This is a genomic window from Mycoplasma sp. 1890 (genome assembly GCF_053851615.1).
This window is the reverse complement of the sequence record NZ_JBSQAZ010000013.1, coordinates 1-21691: the sequence shown is the minus strand read 5'-3', so window position 1 is coordinate 21691 and position 21691 is coordinate 1. Positions and strand designations below refer to the sequence as shown.

Annotated in this window: 24 protein-coding genes and 2 tRNA genes; 13 read left to right on the top strand and 13 right to left on the bottom strand. The window is 27.8% G+C overall.

The genetic code is table 4. The annotated features are described in order from the left end of the window. The first annotated feature begins 117 nt into the window (after nt 1–117). The 3 genes from ACWXVO_RS02890 to ACWXVO_RS02880 all read left to right on the top strand — a co-directional run bounded on the left by ACWXVO_RS02890 (nt 118) and on the right by ACWXVO_RS02880 (nt 1192). Nucleotides 118–192, top strand: a tRNA-Cys gene (locus tag ACWXVO_RS02890). Nucleotides 193–198: 6 nt separating this feature from the next. Continuing rightward, a tRNA-Arg gene (locus ACWXVO_RS02885) sits at nt 199–275 on the top strand. A 119-nt stretch (nt 276–394) separates the two neighbouring features. Next, nucleotides 395–1192: a dimethylarginine dimethylaminohydrolase family protein gene (locus ACWXVO_RS02880; RefSeq protein ID WP_455994123.1), complete on the top strand. Its 798-nt coding sequence runs from the start codon at nt 395–397 to the stop codon at nt 1190–1192. A 249-nt stretch (nt 1193–1441) separates the two neighbouring features. On the opposite strand, the gene rsmA is transcribed toward ACWXVO_RS02880, so the two are convergent. From rsmA to rpmB, 4 genes are all read right to left on the bottom strand, one after another. Further along, on the bottom strand, nt 1442–2212 hold the full coding sequence (gene rsmA / locus ACWXVO_RS02875; protein ID WP_456002471.1) for a 16S rRNA (adenine(1518)-N(6)/adenine(1519)-N(6))-dimethyltransferase RsmA: 771 nt from the start codon (nt 2210–2212) through the stop codon (nt 1442–1444). Nucleotides 2213–2215: 3 nt separating this feature from the next. Then, on the bottom strand, nt 2216–2980 hold the full coding sequence (locus ACWXVO_RS02870; protein ID WP_438340592.1) for a TatD family hydrolase: 765 nt from the start codon (nt 2978–2980) through the stop codon (nt 2216–2218). 6 nt (nt 2981–2986) lie between these two features. After that, on the bottom strand, nt 2987–3685 hold the full coding sequence (locus tag ACWXVO_RS02865; RefSeq protein ID WP_456002467.1) for a 5'-methylthioadenosine/S-adenosylhomocysteine nucleosidase family protein: 699 nt from the start codon (nt 3683–3685) through the stop codon (nt 2987–2989). A 73-nt stretch (nt 3686–3758) separates the two neighbouring features. Next, nucleotides 3759–3956 (bottom strand): 50S ribosomal protein L28, encoded by a 198-nt coding sequence (gene rpmB, locus ACWXVO_RS02860; RefSeq protein WP_438340590.1) that lies wholly within the window; start codon nt 3954–3956, stop codon nt 3759–3761. Nucleotides 3957–4206: 250 nt separating this feature from the next. On the opposite strand from rpmB, the gene ACWXVO_RS02855 reads away from it, so the two are divergent. Continuing rightward, nucleotides 4207–4980, top strand: coding sequence for an MAGa3780 family membrane protein (locus tag ACWXVO_RS02855; protein ID WP_438340589.1), 774 nt, complete (start codon nt 4207–4209; stop codon nt 4978–4980). Between the two features lie 68 nt (nt 4981–5048). On the opposite strand, the gene ACWXVO_RS02850 is transcribed toward ACWXVO_RS02855, so the two are convergent. From ACWXVO_RS02850 to dnaA, 3 genes are read right to left on the bottom strand one after another with little or no spacing between them, the layout of a single operon-like run. Continuing rightward, nucleotides 5049–5267, bottom strand: coding sequence for an RNA-binding S4 domain-containing protein (locus ACWXVO_RS02850; RefSeq protein WP_438340588.1), 219 nt, complete (start codon nt 5265–5267; stop codon nt 5049–5051). Further along, entirely contained in the window at nt 5267–6364 is a 1098-nt protein-coding gene (dnaN, locus tag ACWXVO_RS02845) for a DNA polymerase III subunit beta (protein ID WP_438340587.1), read from the bottom strand. Before dnaN ends, ACWXVO_RS02850 begins: the two co-directional genes overlap by 1 nt. 21 nt (nt 6365–6385) lie before the next feature. Beyond that, the gene (dnaA, locus tag ACWXVO_RS02840; RefSeq protein WP_456002464.1) at nt 6386–7747 is read right to left on the bottom strand and encodes a chromosomal replication initiator protein DnaA; all 1362 of its coding nucleotides are present in this window, start codon (nt 7745–7747) and stop codon (nt 6386–6388) included. A 328-nt stretch (nt 7748–8075) separates the two neighbouring features. Here dnaA and rpmH point away from each other — a divergent pair, with 328 nt between their 5' ends. The 3 genes from rpmH to yidC are packed head-to-tail and all read left to right on the top strand — an operon-like array spanning nt 8076 to nt 10621. After that, nucleotides 8076–8222, top strand: a complete 147-nt coding sequence (gene rpmH, locus ACWXVO_RS02835; protein ID WP_002881399.1) for a 50S ribosomal protein L34 — start codon at nt 8076–8078, stop codon at nt 8220–8222. 43 nt (nt 8223–8265) lie between these two features. Continuing rightward, entirely contained in the window at nt 8266–8598 is a 333-nt protein-coding gene (rnpA, locus tag ACWXVO_RS02830; protein WP_438340585.1) for a ribonuclease P protein component, read from the top strand. Next, entirely contained in the window at nt 8582–10621 is a 2040-nt protein-coding gene (yidC, locus tag ACWXVO_RS02825) for a membrane protein insertase YidC (protein WP_438340584.1), read from the top strand. The genes rnpA and yidC overlap by 17 nt, the downstream gene beginning before the upstream one ends. 54 nt (nt 10622–10675) lie before the next feature. On the opposite strand, the gene ACWXVO_RS02820 is transcribed toward yidC, so the two are convergent. Next, on the bottom strand, nt 10676–11086 hold the full coding sequence (locus ACWXVO_RS02820; RefSeq protein ID WP_438340583.1) for a hypothetical protein: 411 nt from the start codon (nt 11084–11086) through the stop codon (nt 10676–10678). 113 nt (nt 11087–11199) lie between these two features. Here ACWXVO_RS02820 and ACWXVO_RS02815 point away from each other — a divergent pair, with 113 nt between their 5' ends. Next, entirely contained in the window at nt 11200–12204 is a 1005-nt protein-coding gene (locus tag ACWXVO_RS02815; protein WP_456002462.1) for a nicotinate phosphoribosyltransferase, read from the top strand. Further along, on the top strand, nt 12204–12839 hold the full coding sequence (locus ACWXVO_RS02810) for a hypothetical protein (protein WP_438340581.1): 636 nt from the start codon (nt 12204–12206) through the stop codon (nt 12837–12839). Before ACWXVO_RS02815 ends, ACWXVO_RS02810 begins: the two co-directional genes overlap by 1 nt. 147 nt (nt 12840–12986) lie before the next feature. Here ACWXVO_RS02810 and ACWXVO_RS02805 read toward each other — a convergent pair whose 3' ends face one another. The 4 genes from ACWXVO_RS02805 to mutM form a co-directional block, all read right to left on the bottom strand. Then, nucleotides 12987–13982, bottom strand: a complete 996-nt coding sequence (locus ACWXVO_RS02805) for a DHH family phosphoesterase (protein WP_438340580.1) — start codon at nt 13980–13982, stop codon at nt 12987–12989. Further along, nucleotides 13969–14946, bottom strand: a complete 978-nt coding sequence (locus ACWXVO_RS02800) for a DHH family phosphoesterase (RefSeq protein ID WP_438340579.1) — start codon at nt 14944–14946, stop codon at nt 13969–13971. The genes ACWXVO_RS02805 and ACWXVO_RS02800 overlap by 14 nt, the downstream gene beginning before the upstream one ends. A gap of 250 nt (nt 14947–15196) precedes the next feature. Next, a complete protein-coding gene (locus ACWXVO_RS02795) occupies nt 15197–15448 on the bottom strand; it encodes a Smr/MutS family protein (protein WP_456002459.1) in 252 nt (83 codons plus the stop codon). A gap of 3 nt (nt 15449–15451) precedes the next feature. Next, nucleotides 15452–16276: a DNA-formamidopyrimidine glycosylase gene (mutM, locus tag ACWXVO_RS02790; RefSeq protein ID WP_444704970.1), complete on the bottom strand. Its 825-nt coding sequence runs from the start codon at nt 16274–16276 to the stop codon at nt 15452–15454. Between the two features lie 47 nt (nt 16277–16323). Between mutM and ACWXVO_RS02785 the strand changes: the two genes are divergently transcribed. The 4 genes from ACWXVO_RS02785 to ACWXVO_RS02770 all read left to right on the top strand — a co-directional run bounded on the left by ACWXVO_RS02785 (nt 16324) and on the right by ACWXVO_RS02770 (nt 19988). Then, complete coding sequence (locus tag ACWXVO_RS02785; protein ID WP_438340576.1) at nt 16324–16791, top strand: Sua5/YciO/YrdC/YwlC family protein; 468 nt, start codon at nt 16324–16326, stop codon at nt 16789–16791. Between the two features lie 5 nt (nt 16792–16796). Next, nucleotides 16797–17258 (top strand): RpiB/LacA/LacB family sugar-phosphate isomerase, encoded by a 462-nt coding sequence (locus ACWXVO_RS02780; RefSeq protein WP_438340575.1) that lies wholly within the window; start codon nt 16797–16799, stop codon nt 17256–17258. Nucleotides 17259–17434: 176 nt separating this feature from the next. Further along, nucleotides 17435–18733 (top strand): hypothetical protein, encoded by a 1299-nt coding sequence (locus ACWXVO_RS02775; RefSeq protein WP_456002456.1) that lies wholly within the window; start codon nt 17435–17437, stop codon nt 18731–18733. After that, complete coding sequence (locus ACWXVO_RS02770; protein WP_456002453.1) at nt 18726–19988, top strand: hypothetical protein; 1263 nt, start codon at nt 18726–18728, stop codon at nt 19986–19988. Before ACWXVO_RS02775 ends, ACWXVO_RS02770 begins: the two co-directional genes overlap by 8 nt. A 179-nt stretch (nt 19989–20167) precedes the next feature. On the opposite strand, the gene ACWXVO_RS02765 is transcribed toward ACWXVO_RS02770, so the two are convergent. Next, the gene (locus ACWXVO_RS02765) at nt 20168–21568 is read right to left on the bottom strand and encodes a hypothetical protein (protein ID WP_456002450.1); all 1401 of its coding nucleotides are present in this window, start codon (nt 21566–21568) and stop codon (nt 20168–20170) included. Nucleotides 21569–21691: the final 123 nt, after the last annotated feature.

Here is a 21691-nt window from a genome sequence, read left to right as displayed (position 1 = left end):
TATAATTAAACAAATTCAAAATATCGGTGGCTCATTTTTCACGCTAATTAATGAATTTACAAATATTGTTAAAAAAAATAATAAAAAGTTTATAATTATAAAGCAATATATAGTGTTGCCACCATAGCCAAATGGCCAAGGCATAGGTCTGCAACACCTTGATTACCGGTTCGAATCCGGTTGGTGGCTCCATTTAATGCGCCCGTAGCTCAATTGGATAGAGTGTTTGGTTACGGCCCAAGAGGTTGCGGGTTCGACTCCTGCCGGGCGCGCCATTTCAATAAAATGACCAAAAAAACGCGAATGCGTTTTTTTATTTATTTCATTAGATAAAATTAAATTGTGAATAAAATACAATTAATTCACAACTACTTAATTTTAGGAGTACTTAAAAATGAAAGATCAAATGAAAGATAAATTTAAAAATGTTATAGTTAAGACACCAGCTTCTTCAATGACAATGGGAATAACATCGGCTCCTGAATTAGGGAAGCCAATTTATAGTCTAGCTCTAATTCAACACGAAAAATATATTGATGCTTTAAAAAGCTGCGGCGTAAATGTTACCATTTGTCCAAAAAATGAAGATTTTCCTGACTCATGTTTTGTTGAAGATACAGCTGTAATTGTTACAGGAGAAATTGCAATATTATCTAATCCTGGTGCAGCATCACGTAATGGCGAAAAACATGAAATGCTGACATATCTAGAAAAATTCTTTGACAAAGACCACATTTTTAAAATCGAAGCCCCTGGAACGCTTGACGGTGGTGATGTTATGATGGTTAAAGATACTTATTACGTTGGTATGTCTGATAGAACAAACCGCGAAGGCATTCGACAATTTCATAATATTTTAGCTAGTGTAGGAAAAAAATGCATTCCAGTTCCTATGACAGAAATGCTACATCTAAAGACTGGCGTTAATTATCTAGAACATAATAATCTGTTAATTTCTGGGGAATTTATACACTACCCAACATTTAAAGAATTTAATCAAATTATTGTTGATAAAAGCGAAGCATATGCTGCTAATTGCATTTGAGTTAATGAGACAGTGATTGTACCAGAAGGATATCCACATACTCTAAAAGCAATTCAAGATTTAGGAATTTACAGGGTTATTACTTGTGATACATCTGAATATAAAAAATTAGATGGCGGACTAAGCTGCTTATCGTTAAGATTTTAAAACACTAAACTGGGTTCAAACCCAGTTTCTTAATGTTTTAAATATAAAATAAAGCAATGAAAATTATTGCTACATATATATCAAAACATAATTTATATGTTTAATAGGTACTTCTTTATATTAAATAAAGTGATCAAAATGTATTAAAATAAAAAATAAAAGCATGCTTGTGGGTTGCATGCTAATATATTTTTTTTATGAAATATAATTTAATTATAAAGCATATATTTTTTTTATTAATAACTTTGATTAAAAACAATTTAAAAACTCAAAAAAGAGCTTTTTATAGTCATTTACACCAATATTTTCAGGTCTAGACATTGGATGAATATTCAATCTCTTTAATATTAATAAAACAGTGCTTTTATTATATTTTAATATCAAATTATTAACTAATGTTTTCCTCTTGAATTGAAAACATAATTTTAAAAAATCTAAAAAGGGCGATAATTCAAAATCTATATTATCAGCAAAATCAATTCTTACAACCATCGAATCAACCTTTGGGGTGGGATTAAAATCAGAAGGTTTTGCAACAATAACCTTTGAAACATTAGCAATACTTTGAAGCGCAACACTTAATTTAGAATAGGTTTTTGAATTAGGCTTTGCAATTAATCTATCCCCCACTTCTTTTTGCACCATTATAACAGCATGTTTGACATATTTATAATTATCAATTAATTTAAATATAATGGGAGATGTAATATTATAAGGAATATTACCGACAACGACTTTTTTAAATTTTGAGACCAAATCAGCATCTAAAAAATCTTTATTTAAAAACTTAATATTTTTTGGTACTTCCTTGTTAATTCATATATCATATAAATCTTTATCTAATTCATATGCTTCAAGACTTTTTACCTTATCAATCAACAAGTTTGTAATCGCCCCCAAACCAGGCCCAATTTCAATAACGTTTTCATTTTCCACGTCAGCTGATTCAACAATTTTTTGTTGAATTTTTTTATTAATTAAAAAATTTTGCCCAAAACTTTTTTTAGCCCTTATTTGCATTTTCTATACACCAAAAACCTTTCTAACATTTAGTCTTACCTGCTTTACAAGTAACTCCTCATCTATGCCCTTAAGATTGGCAATAAATTGGTATGTATATTTGACATATGGACTAATATTTGGTTTACCGCGCATCGGTGTTGGCGCTAAATATGGTGTATCTGTTTCACACAAAATTCTATCAATAGGAATATTAATAACAGCTTCTTGTAAAGCTCTTGCATTTTTAAATGTTACTACGCCAGAAATTGAATAATATATATTTTTATAAGGCAATGTTTTCTTAACAAAATCAAGATCCCCACTAAAGGAATGAAAAATAATATTTATATCATTAAATTCAGAATTCTTAATTATTTCAAAAGCATCATCTAAGGCTTCACGAACATGAAGCATTGCAGAAATGCCGTGTTTTCTAGCTACATTTAATTGTGAAATAAAACTTTCCTTCTGAATTTCTTTACTTGGAGAATTATCATAATGATAATCAAGTCCAATTTCACCAATAGCAATAACATCATCATTGATGATAGACTCAATAAAATTGCCATCGCTACTTCCAACTGCTTCAGTAGGATGAATCCCGATAATCGGGTGTAAAAATTCTTTATCTTTTTTGCATAAATTAATAACTTCAACTGAATCGTTTTTCGAAGTGCCTACAATAAAAAGCTTTTCCATATCTTGCTTTTTTCAATCTAAAATAACACTATATGGTTCATCATAATATTCCTTAAAAGGATGGGTATGGACGTCTACGTATTTCATTTTATTTTATAACTCCTCCAATAATTGTTTAAAAATTAAAAATATTTTCTCTTTTCATACACTTTTTTTAGTAATATAAAAATTTTCATTTTTATGCAAGAAGTCTGACACTACCTTTATAACAGCAATTCTTATTCCTAATAAATTAGCGCAATGTATTAAAGCACAAGCCTCCATATCTAAGATCCCAATATTTTCAAAATTATCCTTAATTTTTTCAATATCATTTTTAGAAAAAAACCTATCAGCCGACAATAAATCAGTGTTTTTTAGACCTAAAATGCTATTAACTTCCTTAGATAAAATCGAATTTGTCATAAACTTGTATTGATTATTAGGTAATTGGCCTAGCTTGTAATTCGGTAATTTAGTCAGATCAACATCAAAATAATATGAATTTTTAATGATAAAAGCATCGCCAACATTAACATCTAAAATGCAACCCGCCGGCCCAATATTAACAATCTTTTCAACCTGATAATCTTTTTCTTTTAACTTAGCAATGCTTTGTGTTAAGCTAAATGAGGAATTAACCTTACCAACACCGCAATACAATAATGCAAATTCTTTTTTTGAATAATTTGATAAGCACAAATGTAAGCTTGTATTCTCATTTTCAAATAAATTATCTTCCAAAAAGAAAATATTATTTAGAATGTCTATCTCACCTTTTTCAGCTACAACAAATAGGCTAATTTTTTTCATTTTATTTCCTTATAATATAATAATTTATAATAAAAAATTCTTGGGAATTCCAAGAACTTATTATACATATGAATTAAGCTACTAAACCGTATTTTTTTAAAGTTCTAGCATTTTTTGCTGTTACTCTAACAGTTTTCTTTGTGCCATTTTCAGTTAAAACAGTTACTTTTTGCAAGTTAAGGTCAAATGTTCTTTTTGAGGTATTCAAAGCATGTGATCTCTTGTTTCCACTCAATGGTTTTTGACCTGTTAATTGATCTCTTCCTGGCATTATTATCTCCTTAATTTTGTAAAACAGTATCTTTAATATTTTATATTAAATTAATTTTTTTTTTAATTTTTGTTCATATTCACATTTAGAAAATAAATTAAATAAACTAAATTACCTGTTTTTGCCATTTTTAGAGACGCTTATTTTACAATATTACTTTAACAACACTTTAAAGTTAATAATTATTTTTTTAAGTAATATGAAAATTTTATTTTATTATAATTTTACACAGTTAATTACGGAGTATTATATGCTAGAAGCAAAAAATAAACTTAGCAAAAACAATACTATTAACTTAATTTTTGGCATTTTTGTGGGATTAACATCACTGGGTTTTTTGATCCTTAATATTCTTTCATACAAAGAAAAGGACAATTTTGACAATGAAATACCAACTTTATATTTAGTTTTTAAACGTTTTTCATCATTATTTTATTTTACCTATTTATCAAACTTTTTATTAGCTGCAACCCTAATTTCAGTGGCACTAAAACCAGAAAATGAAAAAGCAAAACAAATGTTTTTTATCTCTGTTGTATTAATTACAGTTACTTTTTTAATTTATTGAACCTTAATCTCATATCGAAGGGAAACATGAGAAAACTGAGTTAATGCAATCAAATCCCTAACAACTCATGCAATTAATCCTACCCTTGGTTTTATTGGTTTATTTCTAATTAAAAAACAAATAAAAATAACTTTTAAAACAATTTTAACAGCAATGCTAATTTTGTTTGGATACTTCATGTTTGCATTTATCTTGTACTTTGCTACATTTAATAAAATTAAGGAAAATCATGGTGTTATTATTTATACATTTCTAGATTTTAAAAATCCTTTCTTTTATAAAGGAAATAATAAAGGAATAATTATTGTTTTAGATATATTAATTTTCGCTTTAGGATTTGTTATTCCAATTGCCCTATGTGCTTTTTGAAAGGCAGTATATAGAATTAAATACATAAGCCGCAAAAATAAAAATCTTCAACAATCAAAATGCATAAATATTTCTGAAAATAAGTAGAAATTATTTAATTAAATTTTTAAAAACCAACTTCCGTTGGTTTTTAATTTTGGATACTTATTAGGGCGTTATTCATTAATCGCTTCTCTTATTAAATAGATTTGATCATCAATTCAAACTGTGTCGCCTACTCTAATAGTAGCATTTCGGCCTTTAGGAATTCTATCGTTTATTTTTACTTTGTGAAATGACAAAAATATTTTAGCCATTCCGCCGGTGCGACAAAGGTTTATTTTTTTGAGAAATTGACCCAATTTAATTTCACTTCCGTAAATTTCAATTTTCATTAAAAACCTCTTTGCGGTGTAATTAAATGATAAAGTTTAGGATTTGATTGTGATGTTATAACAATTCGCATCTTATCAGCAGTGAATGACAGCTTTATCTCATCATCAAAACTTTGAATAGCATCTTTTAAAAATTTTGAATTCAACGCTAATTTAAGCTCGCTATCATTATAGCTAAATTTTTGTGTTTTAATCTCGGCATTAGCTATCTCATCACGTGTGGAAGATATTGTTAAAATATTGTCATTAATATGTAATCTAATCTTATTATAATTTTCTGAAATAATAACCGATGCCTTGTTTAATAAACTATTTAGCTCCTTTTTAGTAATAATCAATTCATAAGCGAATGATTTCGGAATAATTCTAGATACGTCAATATAAACTTGGTCAACGACTTTTGATTCGATCACTGTTCCGTCTAACTCAAATAATATTTTTTGATCTGAAATATTCAAAATAACATCACCACTATAATCAAAATTCAAAACATCTTTTAAATTCTTAGCAAGTATTGATATATTAAAATTAACATCATCAGCAATTTCAGCAATTTCTTCAGCATAACGGTATTTGTCGGTTGCAACTAATTTAAACTGGTTATTTTGAGCAGATATATTGATACAACATAAAATAATATTTGTTTCAAGTGTCGAAGCTGAAACAGAAACATTTTTTACCATATTTTTAAGTTTTTGTCAACTAATTTTGACTTGGTCACCATAAACAGAAAAATCAATAACTGGATATTCAAAAAGATTATATAAATTTATTGAAAAACGTTCGTTTTCAGTGATTAATTCAAGAGTATTTTCCTTTGATTTCAAAATAATATCGTTATCTAACTTTTTGACTATGTTTCTAAATAATGAAAGATCAACAAGAATTTTGCCGGGAAGAATAATTTCAGCATCAAGCGATACATTTATGTCGTGTTTAATGCTGATTGATCCGTTTGATCCAATTAATGTAATTTTATTTCCTTCAGCACTAAGTAATATGCCTTTTAATTCTGGCATAAAAGGATTGGCATCTATTGCTTTTGCCACCCTTTCGATAGCAGCATCTAATAAAAGTTTATTAATCTTTAATTCCATGAAATCTTACTCCTTAAATTGTTATATTACTTTTTTTAATGTATTTTGAATTTTTTCAATAGCAGTTTTTATAGCAGAATTACTTTGTAAATTAGCATCAACTCAGTTCAAAGAAGCAATAACAGTAGAGTGTGCTTGATCCCCGACAATCTTACCTATTTCCTTCAAAGTAAAATCAAAATTATGTTTCAATAAATAAATAACTATTTTTCGAGGCATTACAACTTCTTTAACTCTTGTTGGGCTAGATATTTTCTTTTTATCAATGCCATAGTATTTACTTACTGTTTCAATAATTTTTTCAGGGGTTATTGTTTCAGCAGCTTTTGTCACATTTTTAAATATATTTTGAATTGTCCTTAAATCATATGTAAAGAAATCATCACCATCAGCAAATAATTTTATGCGACTTATTGCTCCTTCAAGCGCTCTAATTGATGAAGAAAAGTTTCTTGCTATATATCTAAATGATTCCTCTTCTCATAAATCGGGGTTTACATCATTCTCTTTAAGTTTAAATTTTAAAATGCTAATAACATCCTCGACACTTAAATCATTAATTTCAGTTATTAGCCCGCCCTCAAATCTTGTCAGGAATCTTTGCTCAAAGCCACCAAGTTGGTTCGGTTGCTTATCAGCACAAAAAATAATTTGATTTTTTTGTGTCTTCATTGTGTTAATAATATTAAATAAAACATTTAAGGTACTTTCTTTATTACCGTATTGTTGGACATCATCAAACATTAAACAATCATAAGAAGTCAGTTCGTCAACAATTTTATTAATTTGCTCTTGATTTCTTGATTTAAGTTGTTCCACTAACTTTCGGGTTAGATTGTCCGGATTTATGTATAAACATGTTTTATTTTTCTTCTTAAATTCATTGCCAATAGCATGTAATAAATGTGTCTTGCCTAACCCACTACTCGAATAAATAAATAAGGGATTAAAACTATCGTTATATTCATTACAAATTTGTTTAACCGCCTTAAAAGTTATCTTGTTAAAGTTGCAAATAAAATAATTGCTAAACGTTAAATCATTTTTAACATTAGTTATCTTTTCAGAATTAATGAACTTATGAGCTTCCTCATTATCAATGATCTTTTTTATTTCATTTATAGATGAAATCAAAACAACTACTAATTTTTTTTCTAGTGTATTAATTACTGCTCGTTGAATAGTTTGAAGATATGTTTGTTTAACATAATCAATAATATATGTTGGTGCTAAAATATAAGCATTATTTTCATCGGTACTAATTAGTTGAAGACGAGAAAAAAAAGTTTCATAAACCATTTCATCGCTAGAGTTATTTTTAAGTTCATTTTGAAGTATTTTATTCTCTACATTTAGATTCAATTGAGCTTCTTGGTATTTCATATAAATATAAATTATATTTTAAATTGATGCAAAACTATTTTTTTTAATTAAACATAATGTATTTACATACATTTTATTAACACTTTTATTATTATTTTTCTTTCTTAAATTAAGTTGAAAAAAATAATAAAATAAATTATCAACAAATAAAGATACTTAAATGAGTAGTTTGTTAAAAACTTTTATTAGAGGTTAGCTAAAAAACATAAAATAACGCTAAAGTAAATTATTAATTAATAATTAATAAAATGCAAGGGGGATTTTTGCTTTTTTGGTAAAATAATATAAGTATTTTTACATAATAAATATTTTTGAAAAGGAGAGAAAAATGAAAAGAACATACCAACCTAAAAAACGTAAACATATTAAGGTGCATGGTTTTATGGCTAGAATGCAAACAAAAAATGGCCGTAAAGTTCTTGCAGCAAGACGTGCAAAGGGAAGACATAAATTAACTGTATCAGATGAAAAATAATTTGATGCTTTTTGTTTTAACTTTAAATTAATAATTTTGCATTATGAATAAAAAAAATACTGTTAAAAAAAATTGAGAATTTCAAAAAATTCTTAATGGACATAATCAAGTCATTTCACGAAATTTAATTGTTTATTTTACTAAGTCGCAATTTTTCAGATGCGGAATTTCAATTCCAAAGCAGTTTGCTAATGCTGTTGAAAGAAATCACTACCGCAATCAGATCAGATCGATTCTAAGAAAAATGGACATAAGTCAAATTAATTACGACACCGTTATAATAGCAAGAAAAAATTTTCTCCATCTCAATTGAGAGGAAAAAAACAAAGCTATTCACAAAATCTATGAAAGGATAACCGATGGCAAAAAGAAGTAGTTCTAAGCACTATGATTCTTTTCGGATTAACCAATCTCCTATTGATAAGCAACCAAAGGCTGTCTGAAAAAAAGTTTGAAAATGAATTAGGGTTGTTCTAATATTCATCATTATTTCTATCGGCCTAGTAGGTTGCGTGCAATCAATTGCAACAAAATCGGGAACTAAAGTTGGTTCAGGACAAGAAATATATACAAAGAACGACTATGTTTCACCAAACATCGCAACACTAAGATGGAATAAAGATCGCAATGAATTCTATGTTCCAAACATCAATACAGAAACCGGTATAGTTGCAAATACTTATCTTGGCCTAGAAGATCACGAACAGATTAATCAGTTAAGAAAACAAGATGCTCAAACCGGTGGACAATATGGTATATATGGTGGTACATCATTTGCATTGCAATTACAAAAGCCAAAAAATGACAATGCTGCTTTATCAAACAAGCCAGATGATTGACAAAATATCTCTAACATCGAAATAAAAAACGAAGATGGGCATAGAGGTGTCATCTATGGTAATGGTTTAAACAACATTTATCTTAATTTTGGTAATAGTAAAGGTGAAGGAAAAACAAAAGCATATACCCCTGTAAGTAAATTAACCGATATTTACCTACCTAACTCAATTGTTTTTGAAACATATGAGAAAAAAGTTAAGGTTCCCGGTTCAAATGAAACAAGAACAGAATTTGTCACTGACTATTCACACGTTAAAGATTTAAACCTCTCAAGAGTTGAATTAACTGGTGTAAATGGTTCAAATGTTTATAACGTTTTTCTAGCGGATATATACACAACATTATTAGCAGAAACATTTAAGATTTGAGTAGACCAAGATAATAATAGATCTGATTTCGCCAAGGCAATCTCTAAAAAATCAGGAAAAAGCATTTCTCAATTAAGAGCGTTAGATAAATATAGTTTAATTAGCGAATGGAACAATTTCATTCTTAGTTATAAAAATTCAATAGGTCCCGCAAAGGGAATTAGCGAAGAAGAAGGTAAAGAATTAAATAAAATCTTTCTTTCGGTTTCATCTGTTATGAAAAACTATGCTTCATTAACCTCTCTAAATGAATCATTATTTAAGGTAAATGATAAAAAAATCGGTAGGGAAATCAGCGTATTTAACTTTTCCTCAATCAATGATGCAGGAAATTATGCTCCTGATGCCTGAAAATTTAAATTAATGGCCTCAGATGCATTTGTACCCAACAAGCCAATAACTACCTATAAAGAGCACTGGGAACAAGGTCCTTTTTATGGCTTCTTTGTATATCCAGTTGCTCAGTTTATGAACTCCATAATTAGACCGTTAGGAACTACTGGATGAAGCGTGGTACTGGCGTTGGTTATCACAGTTATTTTTGTTAGAATTATCACTTTCTTCCTTACAACTAAAACAATATTTAGCGCAAGTAAGATGGAAGAATTAAATCAAAAGAAAGCAAAGATTGAAGCTAAATATGATGCTTATAAGGGTGATAAACAAATGAACCAACGTAAGCAAATGGAAATTAGTGAATTATACAAAAAAGAAAAAATTTCACCGCTCTCACAACTTGTCTCATCATTTATAACCCTCCCAATATTAATTGTTGTATTTAGAATAATTTCAACTTCTCCAGAAATTAAACAATCCACATTATATACAATACAGCTTTCAGCTACTTCAATTTATAGAATATTTAAAATTGGTGAGCTCCAATATTTACCGATTGTTGTTCTGTCAATTGCAGTTCAATTAATAGCTCAATTTATGCCTAAAATTCTTAAACTAAAGAAGAAGAAATCACTTCAAGCTGACGCCTATCAACGGGCTGCAATAAAAAAATCAAATAAAAAGGCATTTCTAATTCCAATTATATTTGCTTTTATAGGGATATTTTTTAGTGCTGGTTTGCAAATATACTGAATAATAGGTGGTATATTTACAATTCTTCAACACGTTGCTGTTCATTACATTCAAAAAACAAGATGATATAAAAATAAATTGCAACCTTTCCTATTCAAATAATTTAAATATAAAAATAGCGGGCTTTCTTGAAAAAAAGCTCGCTATTTTTATAGTCTATTTTTTTAATTTGTTTCCATGCTTTTCTTTTTTTATTTTTTGATGCAAATCATACATTTTAATAGCAGAAACTATCATACAATATAACGACAAAAAAGGAATAATAAATATTGCAGACAATAAGAAATAAATATGTAGTCTTGCATTATTGTTCTTTTTAGCATATTTCAATCCTAAAATAGATGAACTAATAACGAAAACTATACTAAAAATAAATAAAATTGTTATTACAATATAAACCGGATTAGATGTTCATTTTCCATAATTATTTTCATTGCCATTCAGGTATATAGCCAATAAAATGCTAATAAATGCACACAAAAAAACAATAAAACAAATGCTAGCTCATGACTGCATCTTATACAATTTGCCAACATAATTATTCTCAGATTTATCAATTTGTTCCATAACATAACTCCTAAAGTTATTCTACCTAATCACAATATAATATATAATTTTAATATTAATTTTTATTTTGCTAATCAAAAAATGTAATTCATTTTATAAATAAAGAAGGTATAATGAAACTAAAAGACTATATCTCGATATATTTTCTTAAGACCAAAAAAATTTCACAGAAATACCGCAAAAACGAGACAGTAACACTACAGTTTTTTCAACGTCACAATAATGTAAAATTATGTGGGATAAATGAGGTCATTAAATTGTTGTGTAAAAACACTGATACGTCTAAATACACAATAAGATATCTTGAAGAAGGGTCAATAATACATAATAGAGAAGTCGTACTCGAACTAGAAGGACATTACTATGATTTTGGCATTTGAGAAGGTATTATAGATGGCATTCTTGCCCGGCAAACTTCAATTGCCACAAATGCACACAATGTTATTAAGGCAGCTAATGGAAAAAATGTTGTAAGCATGGCTGATAGATCAGATCATTATATAAACCAGCTAAATGATGCGTATGCTCTTAAAGTTGGTGGAATATATAACCATTCTACTCTTGCATCATCCAATTACGACCTAAAGCATACGTTTGGCAGTATGCCGCATGCCTTAATTCAAATGTTTGAAGGAGATATTGTTAAGGCAATTAAGTCCTACCATAAAACATTTCCAAACGATGACCTTTATGCTCTTGTTGATTTTCATAATGATGTTATTTCAGACTCACTTGCCTGCTTAAAAGAATTTGGCAAAAAACTCAAGGCAGTAAGAATTGACACCTCGAAAGCATTAATTGACAAAATGTTTATTGAGGGAGAAGCAGAATATGGCGTTACCCAAAATCAAGTAAAGAGATTAAGAGAAGCTCTAGATAATAACAATGGAAAACATGTTAAAATAACTGTTTCATCAGGATTTAATGCTAAAAGAATTAAAGAATTTGAGGATGAAAATACACCGGTAGATACATACGGCGTTGGAGCATCGTTATTGAAAGTATGAATAAATTTTAGTGCCGACGCAACTAAATTAAATGATAAATATATCGCAAAAGAGGGAAGAGGATATCTAAAAAATAACAAACTTAAAACTTATAGAGGGGAAATTATTTAATGGAAGAAAATCACAAGAAAAAAATAAAAGATAATATCTTTAATTTTATTGGCTACTTAGTTATTTTTCTTTTTTTAGCAATAGGAATTATTTTGTTTTTAGTTGCGTCTCATGTTTTTGGTTCTATAGGCAGAGGAGGAACTATAGCATCATATATCTTTGGCTCAATTTCGCTTATTTTATTTATCCTAATAATAATAAAAATATTTCTAATTATTGCTTCAGAAAACAAATACGCAAAAAACGCAATTGATGTCAATAAAATATTTGAGGGCGTAGAGCTAGATGAAGAAGAAAAAAACACCCACAACTTATTTTTAGAAGAATATCATAAAGAAATATCAAGTCTAAACATCTACTTTGGTGCCTTTGTTTTAATTGAACAAAAACATTATAAAAAAGACATTGATATAAATCATCCAAAAGTAAGAATGCTTATTGAACAAATGATTATTGATGGTATAAAAAAATATGGTTTTTTTGACCTATATCTTGTAATTGAGTTTTCAAAGACAATTAATAAAAAATTTATTTGAAAAGGCGACCATAAAAAGTATAAAATCTACTTTGAATATATAAGAAAAATATATCACATTGCCGATGATTACATTTATAACAAATATTTTATTAAATAAAATTAAAAATTTATAAACAACATTACCTGACCATTATATTTGGTCAGTTTTTTTATAATTGATGCTATGTTAAAACAAAAAAAAGGCCCGAATCATATATAACGATTTGGGCCTTGGCTTTTTTTGTAAAATAAAGTAAATTATTGGTTAATTATTTTTATCATAATTTTCAGAAATGGTTATTTCATGTTCCAAATCGGCTACTATTTGGGGGATTAATGATGCGTCGCTAATTTGAGCACCCGACGCGCGATGATGACCGCCACCACCCCACTTAACAGCTACGTTTCTTACGCAGGCACCATTCGATCTAAATTCACATCTAATTTGATTTTCCTTTTCTTGCGTAAAAAATACTCATGCCTTGTTATCATCAATTGAGGAAAGCAAAAAAGGTCGATTTGCTTTTAATGGGTCATAAATCCCAAGTTTCTTCTGATCCTTTAAGGTAAAGTAAAATGATACAACGCCATTTTTTATATTCATATTTTGTTGAACAAAAGCGTTTATTTTAATATCCTCCAATGTTTTTTTGGCCATATTTTCATGTAGTAAATCTTTATTAGCGTTATGAGATCATAATCAAGCAACTAAAAACATTGTCTTATCATCAGTTAGGTTAGTTGTAAGTCTAACTGAATCTGTATAAATTCCTAAATATAAATATGTTGCTGCTTGCGCATTAACTTTTCAATTTAATCCATATGCAATTTCAGCCACCTGTTGTGCCGCTGCAGGAGAGTACTTATCAACTCAAACCAACGAAGCATTTAAGTCGTCATCATTAGGATGATGATCAATTCTAATAACATCATCAAACAGATTATTATCTAAATATTCACGGCACTCTAATCTTTCTTTAAAATTAGCATCAACAATAATAGCTAACGAATTTTCAAGTTTCTTAAATTCCAATTTATCCATTGAAAAATCAAGGTATGAATAAATTCCTTTGGAATCACCGATAGTATAAACATTTTTATTAGGAAAATTTTCTTGAATTAAATGCTTCATACCAAATTGTGAACCTAAACAGTCACCGTCAGGTCTTATATGATGAAAGATTACAATATTTTGGTACTTTTTAATTTTATCTTCAATTTTTTTAAATATTTCTAATCTTTCAGAACTAATTTTGATCATTTTTTAAAACCTCAGCCTTTAAGTCCTCAATTAGAGATTTCATTTCGCGTCTAGAATGACATGTTGCTCCAGCAGCAACTTCATGGCCACCACCAGGTTGGTATTTTTCACAAATGTGATTAATTCATATACCGTTTGATCTAACTCTAGCTCTAATATTGCCGTCGGGAAGATCGATAAATAATACTCAAATTTTGCAATCTCCGATGTTTGCTAAAATGCCAACATCATTAGCTTCATTATCATTTAAATTAAATTTTTCCTGAATCTTCTTAGTTACATGAAAATATAAAACCTTTCCATCACTCTTATAATTTAATAAAACATATGCAGAAAATCTAACTTTTCTTTCATCCCTTTTAGCAAGATCAAAATTAACATCCCATACTCTAAAATTATTGCCCTCATGTAAATAAGACATAACATCAAATGTTCTTTTTTGAACATATTCATATTGAAATCTTCCGGAATCTGTATTAATACCTAAATAAGTATATTTTGCTGCCTTATCAGTAACTTTTCAGTTGGACATCATCGCAATATAAGCAACTTGCTCAGCTGCTGCTGCAAATGTTGGATCTTCTCACGTATAGTCATATTCAATATCTGGATTAACAGGATGATGGTCAATTCTTAATAAATGAGTAAAGTTTTTATCAAGAATGTATTGCGCAAATTGAATCCTATTTGATGAGTTAGCATCAACAACAATGCCTAATGAGTTTTTGAAATTTTCTTTTGGTACATCCTCAAATTTATCAAAATCTCATTCAAAGAATGGAAATGCACCAATATTATCACCAAAAACGAACACTTTTTTTTCTGGGTAATTAGTTTTTATCAATTCTCTCAAACCAAACTGTGAACCCAAACAATCACCGTCAGGTCTTATATGATGAAATATAAAAATATTATCATGAGATTCAATTGCTTGTTTAGCAATTTCTCAAGTATTCTTTGCCATTTTTTCTCCTAGTAATTAAAAATTAATTATTTAAAAATTTAATTGATTATTTTATTTATTATTAAATTATAAAACATAATAAAAATAATCAACCATTTTATGATAACTAAACAATTATCAAGGTTTAGCCTAATTCAACTAGGTTGCCATGTTGATAAAAAAATAAATAAATTTAAAGCGTAAAAAAATCTAAATTCTAATATTGCTATCTAAATCTAATATCTTTTAGTCAACAATTATTCATACTATTTTATAAAATTAATTCTTTTTTATATGCCCTAATAACTGAATGATTAGAATTCAAAAATTCATAGTCATATTTTTCATCTTCTAATAGGTTTGAAATAGCAAATTGAAGGGTTTTGGTGCCATTACCAACAATAATATCTACATATTCCATAAATTCATTTTGGTCTAAAGTAAATAAAGCGTTCAAAACATTAATAGATGCTTCATCACTAGTCAAACCGTGTAAATCAATCTCTAATGAATATAGATTCATATTTTAATACTCCTTTTGACAATTTGGACAAAGGTAAGTTCCGCGCCCATTGACCTTAATTTTTATAGTTTTATTTTGGCATTTTAGACATGACTTTATTCTATCGCTGTGAATCATTAAATAATCTTGATAAGAACCTATCTCGTTATTAAAACTTTCATAGGTATGAATAGTTGTTCCCCCTAGTTTGTAGCTCTTATCCATAATAACCTGGCCTTTTTCTAATATCTCTTTAAGTTTAGCTAATGGGATATTTTTTGATTTACTCAACGGGTGTATAGCGCACGCAAACAAAGCCTCATCAATATAAATGTTCCCAAAACCTGCAACATATGATTGATCCAGCAACTTAGTTTTAATAGAGCTTTCACTACCCTTCAATTTCTCAAAAAGTTCCTCGATGTTAGTATCTTTAGGTTCGAGTGCCACTTTTGATAAAGGTAATTTTTTTTCATAAGTTTCACTATCGCGCAAGTAAAATGTGCCAAACATTCGGCTATCAAGATAATGGAGCTCGCTATTATCTTCAAATACAAATTTAGCAACTAAATGTTTATGGTTCTCATGTGGTTTTTGATAATAACGATATTTTCCTTCCATTCTTAAATGAGATAACAAAATTAAGTTGGTTTCGAATTGAAAAATAATATGCTTACCCTTATTTTTGACTTGAGTTATCTCATGCCCCCGTAAATTATTCTTATATGTTGAAGGCGAACACTCCTTAAAAAGATGCGGTTTAATAATTTCTAGGTCCTTAATTTTTTTATACAAAATGACCTCATTTAGGTTTTTAACAACCACTTTTACTTCTGGTAATTCAGGCATATTACTATTATATACTTTTAGATAACATAATGTAATATAATAAAAGTATGACAAACAAATATAAAAAATTATTTATTTCAACAACTGATACCGTTTTAGGGATCGGCGGCGCTGTTAACGATGAAACTAAAGATTTAATTTATGAAATAAAAGGCAGAGATAGAAACAAAAAACTAATTATTTTAGTATCCTCTATTCACCAGGCACGAATGTTTAAACAATGAAATCCGCAAGCTGAGCAATATGCTAAAAAATATTGACCAGGCGCAACAACGTTAATCGTTAATGACCAAGGTTTTAGAATGCCAAACCATCCCTTGTTACTTGAATATCTTGAAAAAAATGGGCCAGTATATATGTCGAGTTGCAATATATCAAATGGGCCAGTATGCAAAAATATTGAAAATGCAAAAATTCTTTTTCCTGAAATAACAAATGTTTATAACTTTGGAGAAATGAGTCAAAAGCCTAGCCAAATAATTAGAGTTGAAGACGGTTTAATTTTAAGGGAGTAAATTTTATGGACAAAATTGTAAAGATAACTAGTGATCACGCTGGACATGAAGCAAAGATTAAGCTCGCTAGCGAGCTAAAAAAAGAAGGATACAAAGTAGAACTTTTTGGTTCAACAAGTTCATTGTTGCCAGTCTCGTATACTGATGTTGGAATAGAATTTGCAAAGGAAACAAAAAGAGATCTTAATAAGGAGAATACAAAACTTATTGCTTTTTGCGGCTCAGGAATTGGAATATCTATGGCTTTAAATCGGTTTAAAGATATAAGATGTGCTAGAGTTACAAATGAAGAAGAAGCGAGATTATCAAAAGCCCATAATAATTCAAATATCTTGTGTATGGGAGGAAGATTATTAAAAGATAACGAAATTCTAAACATGTTTCATGCATGAGAAAATGCAGAATTTGAAGGCGGAAGACATCTTATTAGAATTAGTAAACTAGGCGAACTTGGCCAAGATGAATAATTTAAATGTATAAAATGAACAAATCAGGACTAAAATTAGCCCTGATTTTTAATCTTATTTTATCGACCAGGCAACATAAACTGACAAAAAATATTAATTTTTTTTAAAAAATAAAACGCATACTAAAAAAAGTATTACAATAATTTAATTTATCAAAATTTAAATGGGGTTTAAGAATGAAAAAAATAGAACTTAAAGAAAAAATAAATTATATTTCTAAATATGTTGATGATTTCAATGAATTGCATAGTACAGATATAAAAATTATTATCAAAGGGTCTGCTGTTTTAAAGTTAAATGAACTTATTAAACGCAATCCCAATGACATTGATATTTGTTTTTTTAACAATGAAAATTTAGAAACAAAAAGAACATTTATTAGATATATTACAAAAATTGGAGACTTCAAGCTACTAAGAGAAGATGATAACCTTATAACAATTGAAAATCTTGAATTTGGAAAGGTTGAATTTATTCTTTTTGAATATCTTCATGTTGATTGATTAAACAAAATTGATAGCAACCTTTACTTTGTAAATTCTGATTTTATGATTATTGGAAAAATCTTAATGCTTACATATGTTATGTCATCGTATTATCCACACAATGATAAGATGGAAAAAATCATTGCAACAATAAGCGATTTAAATCACCTTGATAATCTAACCTCATTTCTAGATAACTTCAAATTAAACAATTATAAAACCCTAATCATGAACCTCATCAATAATTCAACTCTTATTTTTATCTACTATAAATATAAGGAATTTTTATGATGAAAAAATGAATATGAAGACTTCGAAATTCAAGATCCCGGCTTGTTGCAAACTTTTAATAAGGTAAAACATATATTCAAACAAATAAATAATGATAAAGAAATTAGTGACTATATAAACTTCAATAGCAAAATAATAGAAAGCTTTTATTTAAATTTTTTTACTGAATACCAAGAATTTGACGCAACAAAGGATTTTAGAAAATTAAAAAGCACAAATATGATTTTTAAGACAGATTACTCTTGCCAAGATAGCAATAGAAGTTCTTACTCAATAAATAACTTTAATTTTGTCGAACAAAATCAAAATAGTAAAATTAATTCTTTTATACTAAACTGGTTTATTAACAATTACCAAATTAAAAATAATAAAAAGGTAAATAATGAATATATTTTTGATTTAAAAATCTCTAATGATAGCAAGTGAGAAAATCAAGGCATTTTAGTAAATTCAGATAACCAAAATAGCATTAAAACTAAAAAGATCTTGTCTATACTTAGCAAATATAGCATTCCCTATAAAATTTCCTTAAGTAAAGAATGAGCCGCAACCTGCAAGCAAGAAAATGAAATCGTTGATTTTATCATTAGCATTCCAGGGGATTTAGAAACTGATATAAATGTTAAAATTAACATCATAAACATTGTTCATATGATTCAAATAATTTATGTTTTATACAAGGAACTAAACAATGATTAATAAAACAAAATATGCCAGTTCTTTAATTATTTCAATGATTGGATCTGAGGCTTTTAAACTTGGGACAGCAATTTATATCTATAAGTTCACAAGTAGTTTTTGGCTTGTTTCCCTTTTATATTTACTAATTCAAATACCGGTCTTTATTTCATATCTACTAAATAAAAAAATTGCTTCAAAATTAAAACTAAAAAATATACTTATAGCAACTGACTTTATTAGCGTAGGTGTGCTAATGGTCATATTAATTAGTTCTTTTTTCTTCATAAAAAATAATTCACTCCAGGCTTTTTCAATATTTTTATTAATAACTAACATTATATTAAATATCATACACTCATTTAGATTCATAGCCCTTAAGTCAGTTTTATATTATTTATCAAATAACAATAAAGATATAAAAACTTACAACGTTTTAACGACTATCGCTACTGCGCTAGCTTTTCTATTGGCATCAATGTTTTCATTTGTATTATTTACTAAATTACCTTTTTGGTCATTAATTGTTATGAATATGATAACTTATTTAGCATCAGGGATTTTATACTTCATATTAAAGTTAAATAAGGAGCCATTGCAAACAACACCAACTATTAAAAATAATGTAGACAATTTACAACTTGAACACAACAAAAATTACAACATATGAAAATGAGTTTACACTATTGCATGTAGTCTAATTGTTGGAATATTTCTTTTTCCACGAACAGCGGGAATGTCTCAATTTTTTAAAGCTATTTCATTTAATGCAGAAGAATGATCATTTATATTAAATATTATATTCGGATCTTTTGGCCTGATTGGAAGCCTAATTTCTTTAGTGATAAGAAATAAAGATATCAAACTAAGATGAATTTTATTAGCTATGAATATTGTAATTCTAGTAGTTATTCCTATTTTATTTATATCAATTAGTAATTACATTAAAAACATAATTTATTTAGCAATAATAGGTATGCAACAACTATTTTTCTCACTATTTATTGCCATTTTTTACACAAATACATATTTGCTTTTTAAAGAAGACAAATTTAAAAAAAATACAATATGAACATTAATTTTTAAAGTTATTTCATCGTCTTTAATTATTTTATTATTAACTCTAATAACATATCAAATCAACTATTTTGTTACGTTTACCGTGTTCGCAGCATTAATACTAGTTACAAGTATTGTAATTGCAGTTTCGGAAATATTTTTATCTAAACACAAAAAGAAAGAAATGTTAATTAAAAAGCAACAAGCAAACAAATAAAATACATATAAAAAATATAGTTAAAAAATTAAAGAAAAATCATAAATATATCTTAATTTAAAATGGGTTTATGATTTTTTAATCTTAAAACTGAAAAACTCAAATAAAACACACTCCTTTCGGAATGTGTTTTATCGTTTTTTATCCAAACTCGGGATCATATCACCTTCTTGATATTATTAAGATTCAACTCTTGAAGTGTCAAATTTTCCAATAATATTATGGACTCTGGATACAGTCATCCATGCTGCAGGGTCTGCTAACAGGATTTCATTTTTAATAATATTTTGCTCTAAATAAAGTGCAAAAGTCTCAATTCTAACAGTTTCAGTATTTGTATAACCGGCAGTAAGCTTATCTATATTATAACCATGTCAATAATTAATAATTTTAAGACGGTCAATAATTTTGTCTGGGTTTTTTGTATATATTTCAATTCTAATCTTACGATATTTAGGAAAAATGAGATCAATAAATGAAATGTAAATAAAAACATATGCAAAAAAACTTAAAATTCTTAAAATTAGTGCTGCAATATTAAATGGTCTATCTGATGATACTCCTAATAACTCAACAATGCTAATTGTCACAATTGAGAATGCTCCAAAAATCAAGGCAACAATTGTTGAAATATGACCCACTGATTTTTGTTTAACTCTAGAAATATAATAAATTATAAAATCTCCGCCAGCAGTAGAAGCTGAATTTTTTCATGAAATACCACTTGCTGATCCAGCCATACAAGCACCAATAACGGCATAAACAATAATTGGCCATGTTGGATTGGCGTAGCCATTTTCAATAATATTTTTAAAATGATTTAATTGGTTAAATTGAGACTGGGTAATTTGATGTATATATCCTAACTCTTTGATTACGCCTGCCTCTAAAGAATTATTAATGCTTAATAAATATAGACCATCTTGAGATGTTGGATTTGTATTAATTCATTGGAACAAATGACGATATGAATTTTGATAAGTTCCATATGATTCCCAAGGAATTAATGATTTAAATTCATTTGTAAAACGGGAATCAACTGGAGAAATTCAATTAATATAATAAATCGAAATTTTATTAAAGAAATGTCCAATTGGCCCAATTAATAATATCGATTGAAACGCAACTTGCCATAATAATCAGTATGTCGTTAAAATCATAAATAATCGTGAATTTTTCTTTCAAAAAGCAATTATTAAGGGTAAATTCATAAAGAAATAAATAAAAGCAAAATATGGTGCAGTTGATGAAACTGTAAATGTAATTGCTTGAACTATAGCTGAAACCCCGGTTGCAACCGTTGCCGCCTTAGCTAAAAATGTTGCGATAGCTATATTGTATAAGATGGCTGAACAAAAAACAAAGAACATTTTCTTAGGAAACTTTTTTCATACATTAAAGAAATTAACTCCATAAGGATTTATTTCATAAGGTAATTTTGAAGGGTTCTTTTTACTTTTTCGCTTTTTTTCCTCATTAGATAATGCTATATATTCTTCTGATTTAAGTTGTTTTTGTTTAGCTAAATCTATATTCTTTTGTTCTGGACTTTGGTTATTAATTTTGCACGTCTTTTTCATATGTCCTCAATATAATAGAAAATAATAACACTTTTTTAAAAAATAAAATGATTATGTATTAATATACACATTAATTAGCGTGAAAAATGAGCCACCGATATTTTGAATTTGTTTAATTATACA